The organism is Streptomyces eurythermus, assembly GCF_014649115.1.
GTDB lineage: Bacteria > Actinomycetota > Actinomycetes > Streptomycetales > Streptomycetaceae > Streptomyces > Streptomyces eurythermus.
This window is the reverse complement of the sequence record NZ_BMSK01000019.1, coordinates 52,546-67,545: the sequence shown is the minus strand read 5'-3', so window position 1 is coordinate 67,545 and position 15,000 is coordinate 52,546. Positions and strand designations below refer to the sequence as shown.

The 15,000-nt window shown below is 72.8% G+C and carries 16 protein-coding genes; 8 read left to right on the top strand and 8 right to left on the bottom strand.

Going from position 1 to position 15,000, the window contains the following annotated elements; translation table 11 throughout:
* The 3 genes from IE251_RS31265 to IE251_RS31255 form a co-directional block, all read right to left on the bottom strand.
* Window positions 1-1,818: a glycoside hydrolase family 18 chitinase gene (locus IE251_RS31265; RefSeq protein ID WP_189756336.1), complete on the bottom strand. Its 1,818-nt coding sequence runs from the start codon at window positions 1,816-1,818 to the stop codon at window positions 1-3.
* Window positions 1,819-1,955: 137 nt separating this feature from the next.
* The gene (locus tag IE251_RS31260) at window positions 1,956-2,603 is read right to left on the bottom strand and encodes a response regulator (protein WP_189756335.1); all 648 of its coding nucleotides are present in this window, start codon (window positions 2,601-2,603) and stop codon (window positions 1,956-1,958) included.
* Window positions 2,600-3,772 carry a sensor histidine kinase gene (locus tag IE251_RS31255; RefSeq protein ID WP_189756334.1) on the bottom strand — a complete coding sequence of 391 codons (1,173 nt, stop codon included), beginning with the start codon at window positions 3,770-3,772 and terminating at the stop codon, window positions 2,600-2,602. The genes IE251_RS31260 and IE251_RS31255 overlap by 4 nt, the downstream gene beginning before the upstream one ends.
* A 153-nt stretch (window positions 3,773-3,925) precedes the next feature.
* On the opposite strand from IE251_RS31255, the gene IE251_RS31250 reads away from it, so the two are divergent.
* The 3 genes from IE251_RS31250 to IE251_RS31240 are packed head-to-tail and all read left to right on the top strand — an operon-like array spanning window position 3,926 to window position 5,051.
* A complete protein-coding gene (locus IE251_RS31250; RefSeq protein WP_189756333.1) occupies window positions 3,926-4,465 on the top strand; it encodes a hypothetical protein in 540 nt (179 codons plus the stop codon).
* Window positions 4,466-4,503: 38 nt separating this feature from the next.
* Entirely contained in the window at window positions 4,504-4,785 is a 282-nt protein-coding gene (locus tag IE251_RS31245) for a type II toxin-antitoxin system Phd/YefM family antitoxin (protein ID WP_189756332.1), read from the top strand.
* On the top strand, window positions 4,782-5,051 hold the full coding sequence (locus tag IE251_RS31240) for a type II toxin-antitoxin system RelE family toxin (RefSeq protein WP_189756331.1): 270 nt from the start codon (window positions 4,782-4,784) through the stop codon (window positions 5,049-5,051). The genes IE251_RS31245 and IE251_RS31240 overlap by 4 nt, the downstream gene beginning before the upstream one ends.
* Before the next feature lie 22 nt (window positions 5,052-5,073).
* Here the strand turns inward: IE251_RS31240 and IE251_RS31235 are convergent, their stop codons facing one another.
* Genes IE251_RS31235 through IE251_RS31225 form a run of 3 tightly spaced genes read right to left on the bottom strand, consistent with a single transcriptional unit; the run spans window position 5,074 to window position 7,217 of the window.
* On the bottom strand, window positions 5,074-5,646 hold the full coding sequence (locus IE251_RS31235; protein WP_189756330.1) for a cob(I)yrinic acid a,c-diamide adenosyltransferase: 573 nt from the start codon (window positions 5,644-5,646) through the stop codon (window positions 5,074-5,076).
* Window positions 5,647-5,659: 13 nt separating this feature from the next.
* Window positions 5,660-6,409: an ABC transporter permease gene (locus IE251_RS31230; protein ID WP_189756329.1), complete on the bottom strand. Its 750-nt coding sequence runs from the start codon at window positions 6,407-6,409 to the stop codon at window positions 5,660-5,662.
* A 22-nt stretch (window positions 6,410-6,431) separates the two neighbouring features.
* The gene (locus tag IE251_RS31225) at window positions 6,432-7,217 is read right to left on the bottom strand and encodes an ATP-binding cassette domain-containing protein (RefSeq protein WP_189756328.1); all 786 of its coding nucleotides are present in this window, start codon (window positions 7,215-7,217) and stop codon (window positions 6,432-6,434) included.
* A 79-nt stretch (window positions 7,218-7,296) separates the two neighbouring features.
* Here IE251_RS31225 and IE251_RS31220 point away from each other — a divergent pair, with 79 nt between their 5' ends.
* The 4 genes from IE251_RS31220 (at window position 7,297) to IE251_RS31205 (ending at window position 12,325) form a co-directional block, all read left to right on the top strand.
* Window positions 7,297-7,938, top strand: a complete 642-nt coding sequence (locus IE251_RS31220; protein ID WP_189756327.1) for a TetR/AcrR family transcriptional regulator — start codon at window positions 7,297-7,299, stop codon at window positions 7,936-7,938.
* A 125-nt stretch (window positions 7,939-8,063) separates the two neighbouring features.
* Window positions 8,064-8,912 (top strand): 3-hydroxyacyl-CoA dehydrogenase family protein, encoded by an 849-nt coding sequence (locus tag IE251_RS31215; RefSeq protein ID WP_189756326.1) that lies wholly within the window; start codon window positions 8,064-8,066, stop codon window positions 8,910-8,912.
* Between the two features lie 156 nt (window positions 8,913-9,068).
* Complete coding sequence (locus tag IE251_RS31210) at window positions 9,069-9,392, top strand: STAS domain-containing protein (protein ID WP_014675024.1); 324 nt, start codon at window positions 9,069-9,071, stop codon at window positions 9,390-9,392.
* Between the two features lie 278 nt (window positions 9,393-9,670).
* Entirely contained in the window at window positions 9,671-12,325 is a 2,655-nt protein-coding gene (locus IE251_RS31205) for an ATP-binding protein (RefSeq protein WP_189756325.1), read from the top strand.
* An 88-nt stretch (window positions 12,326-12,413) separates the two neighbouring features.
* On the opposite strand, the gene nucS is transcribed toward IE251_RS31205, so the two are convergent.
* Entirely contained in the window at window positions 12,414-13,085 is a 672-nt protein-coding gene (gene nucS, locus IE251_RS31200) for an endonuclease NucS (RefSeq protein WP_189756324.1), read from the bottom strand.
* A gap of 276 nt (window positions 13,086-13,361) precedes the next feature.
* Between nucS and IE251_RS31195 the strand changes: the two genes are divergently transcribed.
* The gene (locus tag IE251_RS31195) at window positions 13,362-13,754 is read left to right on the top strand and encodes an SCO5389 family protein (RefSeq protein ID WP_030610147.1); all 393 of its coding nucleotides are present in this window, start codon (window positions 13,362-13,364) and stop codon (window positions 13,752-13,754) included.
* Window positions 13,755-13,932: 178 nt separating this feature from the next.
* Here IE251_RS31195 and IE251_RS31190 read toward each other — a convergent pair whose 3' ends face one another.
* Window positions 13,933-14,961, bottom strand: coding sequence for an LLM class flavin-dependent oxidoreductase (locus IE251_RS31190; RefSeq protein WP_189756323.1), 1,029 nt, complete (start codon window positions 14,959-14,961; stop codon window positions 13,933-13,935).
* Window positions 14,962-15,000: the final 39 nt, after the last annotated feature.

The window sequence follows — 15,000 nt, the reverse complement described above, 5'->3', positions numbered from 1 at the left end:
TTACAGGTTGTCGCTGATGGCGCTCACCAGTTCACCGTTGGCGGTGTCACCGGTGAAGTCCCAGAAGAACGCGCCGCCGAGACCCTGGGTGTTGGCCCAGGCCATCTTCGTCTTGATGGTGGCGGGAGTGTCGTAGGACCACCAGTTGGTGCCGCAGTGCGCGTACGCGGTGCCCGCGACGGTGCCGGTGACCGGGCAGGACGTCTTGAGGACCTTGTAGTCCTCGATGCCCTGCTCGTAGGTGCCGGCCGCCGGGCCGGTGGCCGTGCCGCCCGGGGCGTCCTGGGTGACGCCGGTCCAGCCGCGGCCGTAGAAGCCGATGCCGACGAGCAGCTTCTTGGCGGGCACGCCGATCGCCTTGAACTTGGCCATCGCGTCGGCGGTGGTGAAGCCCTCCTTCGGGATGCCGTTGTAGGAGGTCAGCGGGGAGTGCGGGGCGGTCGGGCCCTTGGCGTCCCAGGCACCGAAGAAGTCGTACGTCATCACGTTGTACCAGTCGAGGTACTGGGCGGCGCCCGCGTAGTCCGCGGCGTCGATCTTGCCGCCGGCCGAGCCGTCGGCGGTGGTCGCGGCGGTGATCAGGTAGTTCTGGCCGAACTTGGCGCGCAGCGCGGCCATCAGGTTCTTGTAGGCCGCCGGACCGCTGGTGTCACAGGTCAGACCGCAGGCGTTCGGGTACTCCCAGTCGATGTCGATGCCGTCGAAGACATCGGCCCAGCGCGGGTCCTCGACCAGGTCGTAGCAGGACTGCGCGAAGGCCGCCGGGTTCTTGGCCGCGTCACCGAAGCCGCCGGACCAGGTCCAGCCGCCGAAGGACCACAGCACCTTGATGTGCGGGTACTTGGCCTTCAGCTGGCGCAGCTGGTTGAAGTTGCCGCGCAGCGGCTGGTCCCAGGTGTCGGCGACGCCGCTGACCGAGTTCTCGGCGGTGAACGCCTTGTCGTAGTCGGCGTAGGAGTCGCCGATCGCGCACTTGCCGCCGGTGACGTTGCCGAAGGCGTAGTTGATGTGCGTGATCTTGGCCGCCGAGCCGGACGTCACCAGGTTCTTGACGTTGTAGTTGCGGCCGTAGATGCCCCACTCGGTGAAGTAGCCCATCTTCACCTTGTCGCCGGTGGGCGGCTGGGTGCTGCCGCCGGTGGTGTGGACCTTGACCGCGCCGCTGACCGGGCCGGTCTGGTCGGCGGTGTCGCGGGCCTGCACGCTGTAGGAGTAGTCGGTGCCGGCGGTCAGGCCGGTGTCCGTGTACGAGGTGGTGGTGACGGTGGAGACCTTCTTGCCGTCGCGCAGCACGTCGTAGTTCTTGATGCCCTTGTCGTCGGTGGCCGCGCTCCAGGAGAGCTTCACCGAGGTGTCGGTGACGGAGGAGGCGGTCGGGGTGCCGGGGGCGGACGGGGCGGCGTCGCCCGGCTGCGTGGAGCCGTCGCAGCTGTCGCCGTTCAGCTTGCAGTTGGACGGGGAGCCGGGGCCCGAGCCGTTGAAGCCGAAGGAGACGGAGGCGCCGGGGGCGATGGTGCCGTTCCAGCCGACGTTCTTGGCGGTCCAGTGGTCACCGGAGTTGGTGACGGTGGCGTCCCAGGCCGAGGCGACCTTGGTGCCCGAGGGGAAGTCCCACTCGATGGTCCAGGAGCTGATGCTGCTGGTGCCGGTGTTCTTGACGGTCCACTGGCCGCCGAAGCCGGAGCCCCAGTCGCTGGTCTTGGTGAAGGTGGCGGTCGCGTTGCCGGCCGCCTGGGCGGGGCTGGCGAGGCCGACCGCGCCGGCCAGGGGGAGCAGCAGGGACGCGATCCCTGCCGCGGCTCTGTGTCTGAAGCGCATGGAGCGCCTCCCTCGTCGTAGAGGTGTCAGGGGCATGACTGAGCCTTCATGCCCCACGGTGCTGCGAGAGTAGAAAGGTCTGGACCACAGGTCAATAGGTCTGGACCACTCTCGGAGCCATTCCGGCAGGCGCCCCGCTACAGTCCCAACTCCCTGGCCAGCACCGCGGCTTGCACCCGGCTGCGCAGCCCCAGCTTCGCCAGCAACCGGCTGACGTGCGTCTTCACCGTGCCCTCCGCCATGTCCAGCCGGCCGGCGATCTCCGCGTTCGACAGCCCCTCGCCGACACAGCCGAGCACCTCCCGCTCCCGCCGGGTCAGGTCCTCCAGCACCGCCGGGTCGGCCGCCGTACCCCGGCCCGGGACCGCGCCCGCGGCGAACTCGGCGATCAGCCGCCGGGTCACGGCCGGTGCCACCACCCCCTCGCCGCGCGCCACCGTCCGCACCGCCTCCAGCAGCTCCCGCGCCTCCGCGTGCTTCAGCAGGAACCCCGCCGCCCCGGCCCGCAGCGCCCCGAACACATACTCGTCCAGGTCGAACGTGGTCAGCACCAGGACGTCGGCGAGCTCCTCGGCCACGATCCGCCGGGTCGCGGACACCCCGTCCAGCACCGGCATCTGCACATCCATCAGCACCACGTCCGGCCGCAGCCGGCGGGCCAGTTCGACCGCCTGCTCCCCGTCCGCCGCCTCCCCGGCCACCTCGATGTCGGGCGCGCTGCCCAGGATCAGCACCAGCCCGGCGCGGACGGCGGACTGGTCCTCGGCGACCAGGACACGGATCATGCGGAGTCTCCTTCGGTGAGCGGAAGCGCGGCCCGTACGGCCCACAGGCCGCCTTGGGGCCCGGCCTCGAACGTGCCGCCGAGCAGCGCCGCCCGCTCCCGCATCCCGGTCAGACCGGCACCGGAGCCCGGCGCGCGGGGGGCGTCGCCCGGCTGGTACGGGCTGGTCACCCGGATGTCCAGCAGGCCGCCGTGCTGCCGCAGCACCACGCGTACGCGCCCCTCGGCCGCGTGCTTCAGGGCGTTGGTCAGCGACTCCTGCACGATCCGGTAGGCGGCCAGCTCCACGGGCGCCGGCACCTCGCCGTGCCCGGCGTCGAGCGTGACGTCCAGGCCGTTGGCCCGGGCGGTGCCGACCAGCGCGCCGAGGCCCGCCAGGGTGGGGGAGGCGGCGGGCCCCCGGTCCCCGGAGCGGTCCCGCAGGATGCCGATCAGCCGGCGCATCTCGGCCAGCCCCGCCACGCTGTTCTCCCGGATGACGGCCAGCGCCTCCCGGGAGGTCTTCGTGTCGTCCAGGGAGAGGGCCGCCGTGGAGTGGATGGCGATGGCCGACAGGTGGTTGGCGACCATGTCGTGCAACTCGCGCGCCACCCGGGCCCGTTCCGCGGTGACCGCCTGGGCCCGGTCCATCTCGGCCAGCAGCGCGGTCTGTTCGGCGCGCAGCCGGGCGGCCTCGGCGGCGTCCCGGTGACCGCGCACCAGCGCGCCGGTCGTGGCCGGGGCGAGCGCCACCACCCCGATGCCCAGCCCGATCAGCAGCCCCTGCGGATCGTGCCAGAGCCCCGCGGGGACCACTCCGCCGAGGACCGTGAGCATCCCGGCGATCCACGGGATGCGGCGGGCCGAGGCCGGGGTGCCGTACAGCACGGCCGCGTACATCAGGTCGGTGTACAGCACGACCGTGACCACGCTGCCCAGGGTCACCGTGTCCAGCACCAGCATCAGGGTGCCGAACAGCAGGCCGGTGCGCGGCCGGACGCGGCGCAGCGGTTCGCACGCGGCGGTCAGCGTCAGCGGGACCAGGGGCGCCCAGGCCGCGTGCCACAGCACCAGGTTGTCCGAGTGGTCCCGGGGGTGGATGCCGAGCGCCCACAGCAGCAGCCCGCCGAGCAGCCCGCCCACGGCGATCCACCAGTCGTCCTGGTGCGGGCGGGGGAACGTGCGGGCCATGCCCCCATCCAACACGGCCGCGGGACGCCCCGCCTGCTCCCCGGGAAGGGTGCGGGACTGCGACTTTCGCTTACGGCGCTCTCCTCAGCGCCGACGACGAAACCGCCCTTGCCCGGCCGGGACCATGGGGGAGGGAAACGAGGGGAGCGAACCGTGATCGTCGGCCTGGTCATCGCCTGCGAGGTGGCGTTCTGGGTGCTGCTGGCGGCCGGACTGGCCTTCCGGTACGCGCTGCGGATGCCGCGCACCGGACTGGCGCTGCTGCTGTGCGAGCCGCTGCTGGAGGTCGTGCTCTTCGTCGCCACGGCGATCGACCTGAAAAACGGCGCGCAGCCCGACTGGCGGCACGGACTCGCCGCGGTCTACATCGGCTTCACCGTCGGCCTCGGCCACTCCACCATCAAGTGGGTGGACGCCCGGGTGGCCCACCGCTTCGCCGGCGGCCCGCCCCCGGTGAGGCCGCCCAAGTACGGCGCCGCCCGCGCCGTCCACGAGTGGAAGGTCGCCGGCCGCTGGATCCTGGCGGCGGTCGTCGCGCTCGCCCTGCTCCAGGGGGCGGTCTGGTACGTCGGCGACGCCGACGGCACCGACTCGCTACGGATGTGGCAGGAGCGCATGCTGTGGCTGATCGGCATCAACGTGTTGGTCGCGGGCTGCTACACCCTGTTCCCGAAGCGGGCGCCGGCCGAGTAGAGGTGCTCGTGTACACCAAGGTGCGTACACTGGCGCCCATGGACGACTCCGTATCGGTGCGTGAGGCCCGGGCCCACCTCGCCAGGCTGCTGGACCAGGCCGAACAGGGAGAGCCCACGGTGATCACCCGCGGCGGGGCTCCGGTGGCCGCGATCGTGCCCATAGAGGAGTACGAGGCGCTGGAAGAGGCCGCCGATGAGCTGCTCGCCCGCAAGGCCCTGCGGACCCTGCAAGAGGAAGACGACGCGCAGCGGGCCTCGTTGGCGGACGTGCTGGCGGACATTTTCGGGCCGCCCTCGTCCTCGACGGGAGCCGCGTGAAGTACGCCTTCGAATTCACCGCTGCGGCACGACGACAGTTGCGAGCCGTCGACCAGACGACCGCGCTGCGCATCCTGCACGCGCTCAGCCGCCTGGGTGACGACCCGTACCGCGATGACGCCGATGTCAGGAAGCTGTCCGGTCACGACGGTCTGTACCGACTGCGCGTCGGCGTCTACCGGATCGCCTATCTGATCGATGACGGCAAGCTCGTCATCCTCGTCGTCGAGGTGGGCCACCGCAGGGAAATCTACCGGCGTCTTTGAGGATCACCGGCTGAGGCGGTCGTCAGCGCTCCCCGCCCGGTACCCACAGCACGTCCCCGGTTTCCTGGTTGGCGGTGCGGGCCAGGATGAACAGGAGGTCGGAGAGGCGGTTGAGGTAGGTCGCGGTGAGGGGGTTCATCGTCTCGCCGTGCGCCTCGAGGGCCGTCCAGGTGGAGCGCTCGGCCCGGCGGACGACCGTGCACGCCTGGTGCAGCAGGGCCGCGCCCGGGGTGCCGCCCGGCAGGATGAAGGAGCGCAGCTTCTCCAGCCGCTCGTTGAACCGGTCGCAGTCCGCCTCCAGCCGGTCGATGTAGAACTGCTCCACCCGCAGCGGCGGGAACCGCGGGTTCTCCACGACCGGCGTCGACAGGTCCGCGCCCACGTCGAACAGGTCGTTCTGGACGCGGGTGAGGACCGTGACGATCTCCTCCGCCAGCCCGCCCAGCGCGATGGCCGTGCCGATCACCGCGTTGGCCTCGTTGGCGTCGGCGTAGGCGGCGATCCTGAGGTCGGTCTTGGGCACCCGGCTCATGTCGCCGAGGCTGGTGGTGCCCTGGTCGCCGGTCCTGGTGTAGATACGCGTCAGATTGACCATGCGGCCAGCGTAGTTACGACCCGGCCGTCCGGAACACCCGTGTGCCCGCCGTCACGGCCAGCGCGGTGAAGCCCACGGCGACCAGGACGCCGTAGAGCATGTGCGCGCTCGTGTAGTCGCCGACGTAGGCGTCCCGGACCGCGTCCACCAGATAGCGGAACGGGACGAAGTGCGACAGCACGTCCAGCCAGGCGGGCGCCAGGGTCATCGGGAGCATCAGGCCGGACAGCAGCATCGACGGCATCGACACCGCGTTGATCAGCGGGCCGAACTCCTGCGGACTGCGCACCTTCATGCCGAGCGCGTACGACACCGAGGCCAGCGAGACGGTGAGCAGGGCCACGAAGGCGAAGCCGATCAGGACGCCGGCCAGCGGCGCGCGCAGGCCCATCACCAGTGCGGCCAGCACCAGCAGCACCGCCTGGAAGACGAACACGGTGGCGTCCCGCAGCACCCGGCCGAGCAGCAGGGCGAGCCGGCTGACCGGGGTCACCCGCATCCGCTCCACCACCCCCTGCCCCTTCTCGAGGATGACCGTGAACCCGGCGAACAGGGCGCCGAACAGGCCGAGCTGGAGCAGCAGGCCGGGGACCAGTACCTGCCAGGAGCTGCCCTGCCCGCCCAGCGGCAGATCCGTGAGCAGCGGACCGTAGAAGAGCAGGTACAGCAGGGGCGTGAGCACGCCGAAGAGCAGGGCGAAGCGGGAGCGCAGGGACTGGCGCAGATAGCGGCCGTAGACGAGGGCCGTGTCGTGGAGCAGCATCGTTTCCGGATCTCCTGTGCGGCTATACGGCGACGGGGGCGGTGTCGGCCGGGGAGGGGCCGCGGCCGGTGACCGCGAGGAAGGTGTCCTGGAGGGTGGCGTCGAGCGAGCCGCCGTAGCGGAGCTTGAGCGCGCCGGGGGTGCCCTCGGCGGCGACCGTGCCCCGGTCGACGATCACCAGGCGGTCGGCGAGGGCGTCGGCCTCGTCCAGGTAGTGGGTGGTCAGGAAGACGGTCGTGCCGTGCTCGTCGCGCAGCCGGCGGACCAGTTCCCACAGGTCGGCGCGGCTGCCGGGGTCGAGGCCGGTCGTCGGCTCGTCCAGGAAGAGCACCGTCGGGCGGTGGGTGAGCGCCATCGCGATGTCCAGGCGGCGCCGCTGGCCGCCGGAGAGTGCGCCGGTCTTGCGGTCCAGGAACCCGGTGAGGTCCAGCTCGGCGGCCAGTTCGGCGGCGCGGGCGACGGCCCGTGCCCTCGGCAGGCGGTACAGCCGGCCCTGGGTGACCAGTTCCTCCCGCACGGTGATCTGCGGGTCGACCCCGCCGGACTGGGCGACGTAGCCGATGACCCGGCGCACCCCGGCGGGATCGGCGACGAGGTCGTGGCCGGCCACGGTGGCCGCGCCGCCGGTCGGCTCCAGCAGGGTGGTGAGCATCCGCAGGGTGGTCGTCTTGCCGGCGCCGTTGGGGCCGAGGAAGCCGAGGATCTCGCCCTCGTGGACGGTGAGGTCGATGCCGCGGACGGCCTCGACGGGTCCGGATCTCGTCGGGAAGGTGCGGGCCAGGCCCGCCGTGCTGATGACTGCTGCCATGCCCTCAGAAAAACAGAGTCCCTGAAATTTTGCAACGACCCCAATTTTTCAGTGAGGCCAGTGAAGCTAGGATGAGGGCATGGCTGAGGGGCTCAGGGAGCGGAAGAAGAGGCAGACCCGGCAGTACATCTCCGATGTCGCCACGGGGCTGTTCCTGGAGCGCGGCTTCGAGGCGGTGACCGTCGCGGAGATCGCCGAGGCGGCGAACGTCTCCGTCAACACCGTCTACAACTACTTCCCCGCCAAGGAGGACCTCTTCTTCGACCGCTCGGCCGGCGTCGCCGACCGGCTCGCCCGCTGGGTCCGCGGCCGGGACGTGGGGGAGTCCGCCGCCCGTGCCGTCCTGCGCGAGCTGCGCTCGGAGGTCGAGGCCGTCTCGCCCCGGGTCGGCCTGATGGCCGGCTACGACCGCTTCATGCGAGTCATCCACGAGGCGCCGGCGCTGCGTTCGCGGCTGTGGAGCCTCCAGCAGGAGACCCACGACATCCTCGAGGCGACCCTGCGCGAGGAGACCGGCGCCGCCGCCGACGACCCGCTCCCGGATCTGATGGCCGGTCAGATCTGCTGGGTCCACCAGGCCGTCTTCGTCGCCATCGGCCGCGAGATGGTCGCCGGCCGCAAACCGGCCGAAGTATCACGAGAGGTACTCGTCCTGATGGACGACATCGAGGACCTGTTGAGCGAAAAGGTCCTCAACTACGCCGTCCGAGGCGCCGCCTGACCCCTGCCGGTGTGATGTCCGTCAATTGAGACGTGACGCGCGTTACTTACCGGTCACACGACGCCCCCGGAGCGCTATGGTCCGCCGGAGAGGCAGACGTTCAGCGCGTTCTAAGGGGAGTCGGAGTGGCACGGAAGCTTGCCGTCATCGGGGCCGGGCTCATGGGATCCGGTATCGCTCAGGTCGCCGCGCAGGCGGGCTGGGAGGTCGTGCTGCGAGACGTCACCGACGAGGCGCTGGGGCGCGGCACCGACGGCATCAGGGCCTCGTACGACAAGTTCGTGAGCAAGGGCAAGCTGGCCGCCGAGGACGCCGAGGCCGCCCTCGCGCGCATCACCCCCACCACCGACCTGGACGCCGCCGCCGACGCGGACGTCGTGGTGGAGGCCGTCTTCGAGAAGCTGGAGGTCAAGCACGAGATCTTCCGCGCGCTCGACAAGCTCGTGCGCGAGGACACCGTGCTCGCCTCCAACACCTCCGCCATCCCGATCACCAAGATCGCGGCGGCCACCGAGCACCCCGAACGGGTCGTCGGCGTCCACTTCTTCTCGCCGGTGCCGATGATGCGGCTCGTCGAGCTCGTCCGCGGCTACAAGACCAGCGACGAGACCCTCGCCACCGCCCGGGAGTTCGCCGAGTCCGTCGGCAAGACCTGCATCGTCGTCAACCGGGACGTGGCCGGCTTCGTCACCACCCGGCTGATCTCCGCCCTCGTGGTGGAGGCGACCAAGCTCTACGAGTCCGGCGTCGCCACCGCCGAGGACATCGACCTCGCCTGCAAGCTGGGCTTCGGCCACGCCATGGGCCCGCTCGCCACCGCCGACCTCACCGGCGTGGACATCCTGCTGCACGCCACGAGCAACATCTACACCGAGTCCCAGGACGAGAAGTTCGCCCCGCCGGAGCTGATGCGCCGGATGGTGGACGCCGGTGACATCGGCCGCAAGAGCGGGCAGGGCTTTTACAGGTACTGAGCCCCACGCCGCCACACAGTCCCCGGGAGGATCACTCCCGGGGGTGAAATCGGTATCGGTTCGCTTACAAGCAGCAACCGCACCGCCACCCGCACAGTCAGACGGGGCACAGCATCCGTCACCGAGGACGCCAACCGCACTCAACGGGGAGCGCATATGCACATCAGGGGCGACCACGCCGAGCTGGTCGTCGGGGGCCGCCTCGACGTCCGCAGCGCGGCGGACGCCCGTACGGCCCTGCACTCGGCCGTCGACACCGGAGTCGGCGACCTGGTGCTCGACCTGTCCGAACTGGATTCCTGGGACGCCACCGGACTCGGCGTGATCATGGGCGCCCACCGGCGGGCCGGCCGCTGCGGGCGCCGGCTGGTGCTGCGGGGCGTGCCCCCGCAGATGCAGCGCCTGCTGGTGGCCACCCGGCTGCACCGCATCCTCGCCATCGAGGGCGGCATCGGCGTGGAGTCGCTGCCCCGGGTCTGAGGCATCCGCGGGGGCGCGACGCGTACCAGGCGGGGCCCGGCCGGACCGGGCGCGACCGCCGAACCGTACGACGGGGGCAATCCTCCCGAGACCGTGACGTCTCGGACCGCGGGGCCCCCCGCCCTGTCGCCGGGACCCGGTGACGGTTTAGGGTGCGGTCGCCCGCCGTCTCGCGACCCTCGACCGAGCGGGCCCGGACCAGAAGCGACAGCGCGGTGTGCGACGAGGCCGGGAGGGCCACAACACGGGCACACGACGCTTTTGGGGAGCTTGAACCCATGGACCCGATCAACCCGGGACCCGAGGACCACGGCCAGGCGCACCACCGCCGCCCGTCCCGGGATCCCCTCGCCTCCGACCTCGCCCCGGCCACGCCCGCGCCCGCCCGCATGGAGCGGCTGGTCTGCGGCGACCTCCAGCTGACCGTCAACCCGGTCGACGGCAGCGAGATCGAGCCGTGCCCGCCGGCCGAGCGCCCCGGCAGGGCCACCAAGCGCACCGCCGTCGAGCGCGCCGAGGTCGAACTCGCCGCCCGTCCGCCCGCCCCGGCCGGTTCCGCCCCCGCCGCCCCCGAGGTGCCGGAGCGTCAGGAGGAACGCGAGCGCCTGGCCCGGCTCCTGGCCCGCGGGCGCTCCGTCCGCCTCACCGGCCCGGCCGGTTCCGGCCGCACCGCGCTGCTCGACGCGGTCGCCGAGGACTGCCGCGACCTCGCCCCCGACGGCGTGGTCCGGCTGAGCGGCTTCCGCCGGGCGTCCGGCGACCTGCTGCACGACCTGTTCCACGCCGTCCACGACGCCCCCGGCTACCGTCCCGATCCGGACGAACTCCGGGCGCTCGTGGGGGAGATCGGCGCGGTCGTCGTCGTGGACGACCTGGAGTTCGGCGGCGCCGCCCTGGACGAACTGCTCGACGCCACCCCCGAGTGCGCGTTCCTGTTCTCCGTCACGCCCGACGTCCCCGCGCCCTCGGCCGAGACGGACGTGGAGGAGGTCTTCCTCGGCGGTCTCGACCGGGCCGCCGGGCTGGCGATCCTGGAGCGGACCGCCGGCCGGGCGCTCACCGAGGAAGAGGTCAACTGGGCCGGCGACCTGTGGTTCGAGTCCGAGGGGCTGCCGCTGCGGTTCGTGCAGGCCGGTGCCCTGCTCCGGCAGCGCGACCGACTGCGGGCCAGCACCGGCGCGGTGGACGAGTACGGGGTCTTCGAGGACGTACGCCGGCCCGTCGAGCGGCCGGTGGAGCCGGGGGAGGAGGTTCCGCTGCCCTCCCTCGGCGAGGCGGCGGCACCCGCCCCGCTGCTCGCCTCCCGGCTCACCCCCTCCGCCCGGGCCGCCCTGCGCTTCGCGGTGGCCCTCGGCGGCGAGCTGCCGCACCAGGCGCACCTGCCCGCCCTGGTCGGCGACACCCACGCCGACGCGGCCCTCGGCGAGTTGGCGAGCTGCGGCCTGGTCTCCCCGGTCGGCTCCCGCTACCGGCTCGCGGCCGGTGTGCGGACCCAGCTGGAGGCCGCCGGATACGCCGACGACGCGGCCGGGCACGCCCTCACCGCCGCCCGGCACTACGCCTGGTGGGCCGGGCATCCCTCGGTCACCCCGGAACGGGTGTGCGCGGAGGCCGACGCGGTGCTGGCCGCGCTGGCCGCCGTCGTCCCGCGTGCGTCGTCCGCCGCCGCCGACGACGACGAGGGCGGCGCGGTGCGGCTGGCGCGTACGGCGGCGCCCGCCTTCGCCGCGGGACTGCACTGGAGCGCCTGGGAACGGGCCCTGCGGTCCGGCGCGGAGGCCGCCCGGCTGAGCGGAGAGGTGGCCGAACAAGCCTATTTCCACCACGAGTTGGGCATCCTCGCGCTGTGCTCCGGGCAGTTCGGCCGGGCCCGTGCGGAGCTGGAGGCGTCGAGCGGGCTGCGCGGCGCGCTCGCGGACAAGCGGGGCGCGGTGGCCGGCCGCCGGGCGCTGGCGCTGCTCGCCGACCGCGCCGGCGAGGCGCCGGGGCGGCCCGCGCCGTCGCCGGCCGCGCCGGTGCGGGAGGAGCCGGCGGAGGTACGGCCGGACGAGCCGGCGCCGGTGCCCCACGGCCCCGCGGGCGAGACCCAGGTCACCCGGCAGCTGCCCCAGCCCGTGCCCCGGCCGGTGGCCCCGCCGGTGGCGGAACCCGCGACCCGGCCCGTGGCGCGGCCCGCTGCGCGGGGCGGCGGCCTGCGGCGGCTGGCCCGGCGCAACCTGGTGGCGGCCGGCGCCGGGGCCCTGCTCGCGGCCGTGCTCGGTACGGTCGTCACGCTCGGCATGACGTCCTCCGGCAGCGCCGGCCAGGACCCGGGAGGCAAGGTCGACGCCAATCCGTCGGCGGGCCCCGAGGCGGGCGAGGAGGACTCGGGCGTGGGACCGTCGGACGGCGGCGACACCGGCGCGGTCGGCGGCCGGCCCACGGCACCGGGCCCGGACGGCACGTACGGCACGGCGGACGACCCCGCACCGCCGAGGGCCACGTACCGCCCCTCGGAGAGCGGCGAGCCGTCCCTGCCCGGCACGTCCTCCGGCTCGCCGTCGGCATCGCCAAGGCCCGGCGGGACGGGCGGCTCGTCCACGGGCGGGACGACGGGAGGCACGTCCGGCGGCTCGACCGGGAGCGGCGGCGCGGGCTCCACCGGCTCGACGGGGGGTACGCCGACGGGCGGCACCACGACCGGCGGCTCGACGGACGGCTCGGCCACGGGCGGGACGACGGGCACCGAGACGGGCGGCACCACCGGTACGACGGGGGAGACCACCGGCGGCCCGACGGACGGTTCGTCCACGGGCGGGGCGACGGGCGGCACCACCGACACGGGCGGCACCACCTCCGGCGACACCACCGGCACGACGACCTCCGGCTCCACCGGCTCCACCACGGCCTCGGCGACCTACCCGGCCCCGTCCGCGACGAACTCGGTGATCTGACCCGCCCCGCCGACGGCATCCGGCACACACCGCCGCCCCCGGCCCCCGCAGCGGGGGCCGGGGGCGGCGGTGTGCGTGGCGGGGGCGGTCAGAACAGGCGGAGTTTGTCGTCCTCGATGCCTCGGAGGGCGTCGTAGTCCAGGATGTGGCAGTTGATGCCGCGGTCGGTGGCGAGGACGCGGGCCTGGGGCTTGATCTCCTGCGCGGCGAAGACGCCGCGGACCGGCGCCAGATGCGGGTCGCGGTTGAGCAGCTCCAGGTAACGGGTGAGCTGTTCGACACCGTCGATCTCGCCCCGCCGCTTGATCTCCACCGCGACCGTCTGCCCGTCGGCGTCCCGGCACAGGATGTCCACCGGCCCGATCGCGGTCATGTACTCGCGGCGGATCAGGGTGTACCCCTCGCCCAGGGTCTCGATGCGGTCGGCGAGCAGCTCCTGGAGGTGCGCTTCCACGCCGTCCTTGATCAGGCCCGGGTCCACCCCGAGTTCGTGCGAGGAGTCGTGGAGGATCTCCTCCATCGTGATGATCAGTTTCTCGCCCGCCTTGTTGACGACGGTCCACACGCCCGCCTCCTCGCCGGTCCCCTCCTTCAGCGTGCAGGGCGGCGACATCCAGTTGAGCGGCTTGTAGGCCCGGTCGTCGGCGTGGATGGAGACGCTGCCGTCCGCCTTGACCAGGATCAGTCGCGGTGCCGAGGGCAGATGGGCGGTGAGCCGGCCGGCGTAGTCGACCGAGCATCGGGCAATGACGAGACGCATGGTCGGCAACGCTACTCGACGCGCGCCGGTGCACGCGATCCGCCCATCCTGCTCCCTGCGGATCGTCCCGATTGTCCCTGGAACCTCTTGTTCATCCCTGGCCGATAGTGAGCATGAGCCGACCGTTCCATATACGCATTCTGCTGGTGTGGTCACCGACCGTTGCCTACCGTAGGGAACGGGAGGTTGCGGCCCCTGTACCGAGCGTGTCGGAAATCGCGAACTCCCCTATCTGTCCGCCAGCCCCTGCGCTTCGGGGGTGCGAGAGGAGAACCCATGTCGCTCGACGTCTCACCGGCCCTACTCGAACAGGCCGAGCGAGGCGAGGTCGACGAAGCAGCATTCGTCGACTGCGTCCGGACCTCCCTGCCCTACGCATGGGAGATGATCAGCTCCCTGGTGGCCCAGCTGAAGGTGGACGGCGGACCCTTCGCCGACAACCAGACGCCCCCGCCGGACGAGCAGGCGCGCGGTCAGCTGCTGCGCGCGCTCGCGAGTGACGCGATACGCGGCGCGTTGCAGCGGCACTTCGGTGTGCGGCTGGCCTTCCAGAACTGCCACCGTGTGGCGGTGTTCCCGCTGGACGCCTCGGTGGACGAGAGGCTGGCCCGCTTCACGTCGGTGCGCGCCCAGCTGTTGAACCAGTCCCCGGAGCTCCGGGACTGCTGACGCGGCCGCGGCACGGCCGTGACCGAGTCGCCGGAGCCGTCGGCTTGCCGCTCCACCCCGGGGGAGGTGCACGCGTCGTCGGGGCGGCAAGCCCCCCGGCGGCCCCGCGCCGGGGACGGCCGGCGGGGCCCGGGAGAGCGGGACCGGCTGTCCGGGAGACCGGCGCGGTCCGGCGCGGTCAGCTCAGCTGGGGCAGTACCTCCGCGCCGAGCCGCCGCAGGTTCTCCTCGGTGGCCGCGAGCTGGCCCGAGCCCTCGGCCAGGAGGGCGAAGCGGGAGATCCCGGTGCGCTCCGAGGTGGCCGCGAGCCGGTCGGCGGCGAGCCGTGGGGTGCCCACCGGATGCAGCCCGCAGAGCAGTTCCGTGTAGGCGTGCGGGTCGCGCATCACGCGCTCCCGTCCGTCCACCGTCATATGGGCCCCGAGCCCCTGCCGCAGCCAGCCCGGCATCGCCTTCAGCAGGGTTTCGGCCGCGTCGCTGCGCCGGTCGGCGAGCTGGCAGACGCCGGCCGAGACATGGGCGGCGCCCGCGATCTCCTCGGCCGTCCGGCCCGCCGCGCGGGCGCAGTCCCGCCACAGGGCGACCATCTCGGCCTTCTCCTCGTCCCCGATGTGCATGCCGAGCAGCATCGGCAGCCCGCGCTCCGCGGCCAGCCGCACGCTCGCCGGCGAGGTGCAGGCCAGCACGACCTCGGGGCCGGGGCTGTCGGTCAGGGCGTCCGACGGGCGCGGTACGACGGGTACCTCGCGGAAGGAGAAGCGCTCGCCGCCGGCGGCCACCGCCGGTTCGCGCAGCCAGCGCAGCAGCAGATCGAGGGACTCCGGGAACCCGTGTTCGTACGCCTTCAGGCCCGCGCCGAACACCTCCAGGTCCACCCAGGGGCCGCCGCGCCCGACGCCCAGGGTGAACCGTCCGCCGCTGGTGACGTGGAGCAGCGCGGCCTGCTCGCCGAGGGCGACCGGGTGCGCGGTGGGCAGGACGCTGACCGCCGTGCCGACCCGGACGCGCCGGGTGCGGCCCAGCAGCAGCGCGGCCAGGGTGACCGCCGAGGGGCATGTGCCGTAGGGCACGAAGTGGTGCTCGGCCAGCCATACGGCGTCCAGCCCGGCCTGCTCGGCGACCTCCGCCGAGCGGACCGCCCGGTGCAGCGCCTCTCCCGGACCCTGACCGGGGAACTGGGCGGCCAGCACAAAAGTTCCTACGCGCATCACATTCCTGCTTCCTTGGCTCCGACCCGGAGCTCCCCC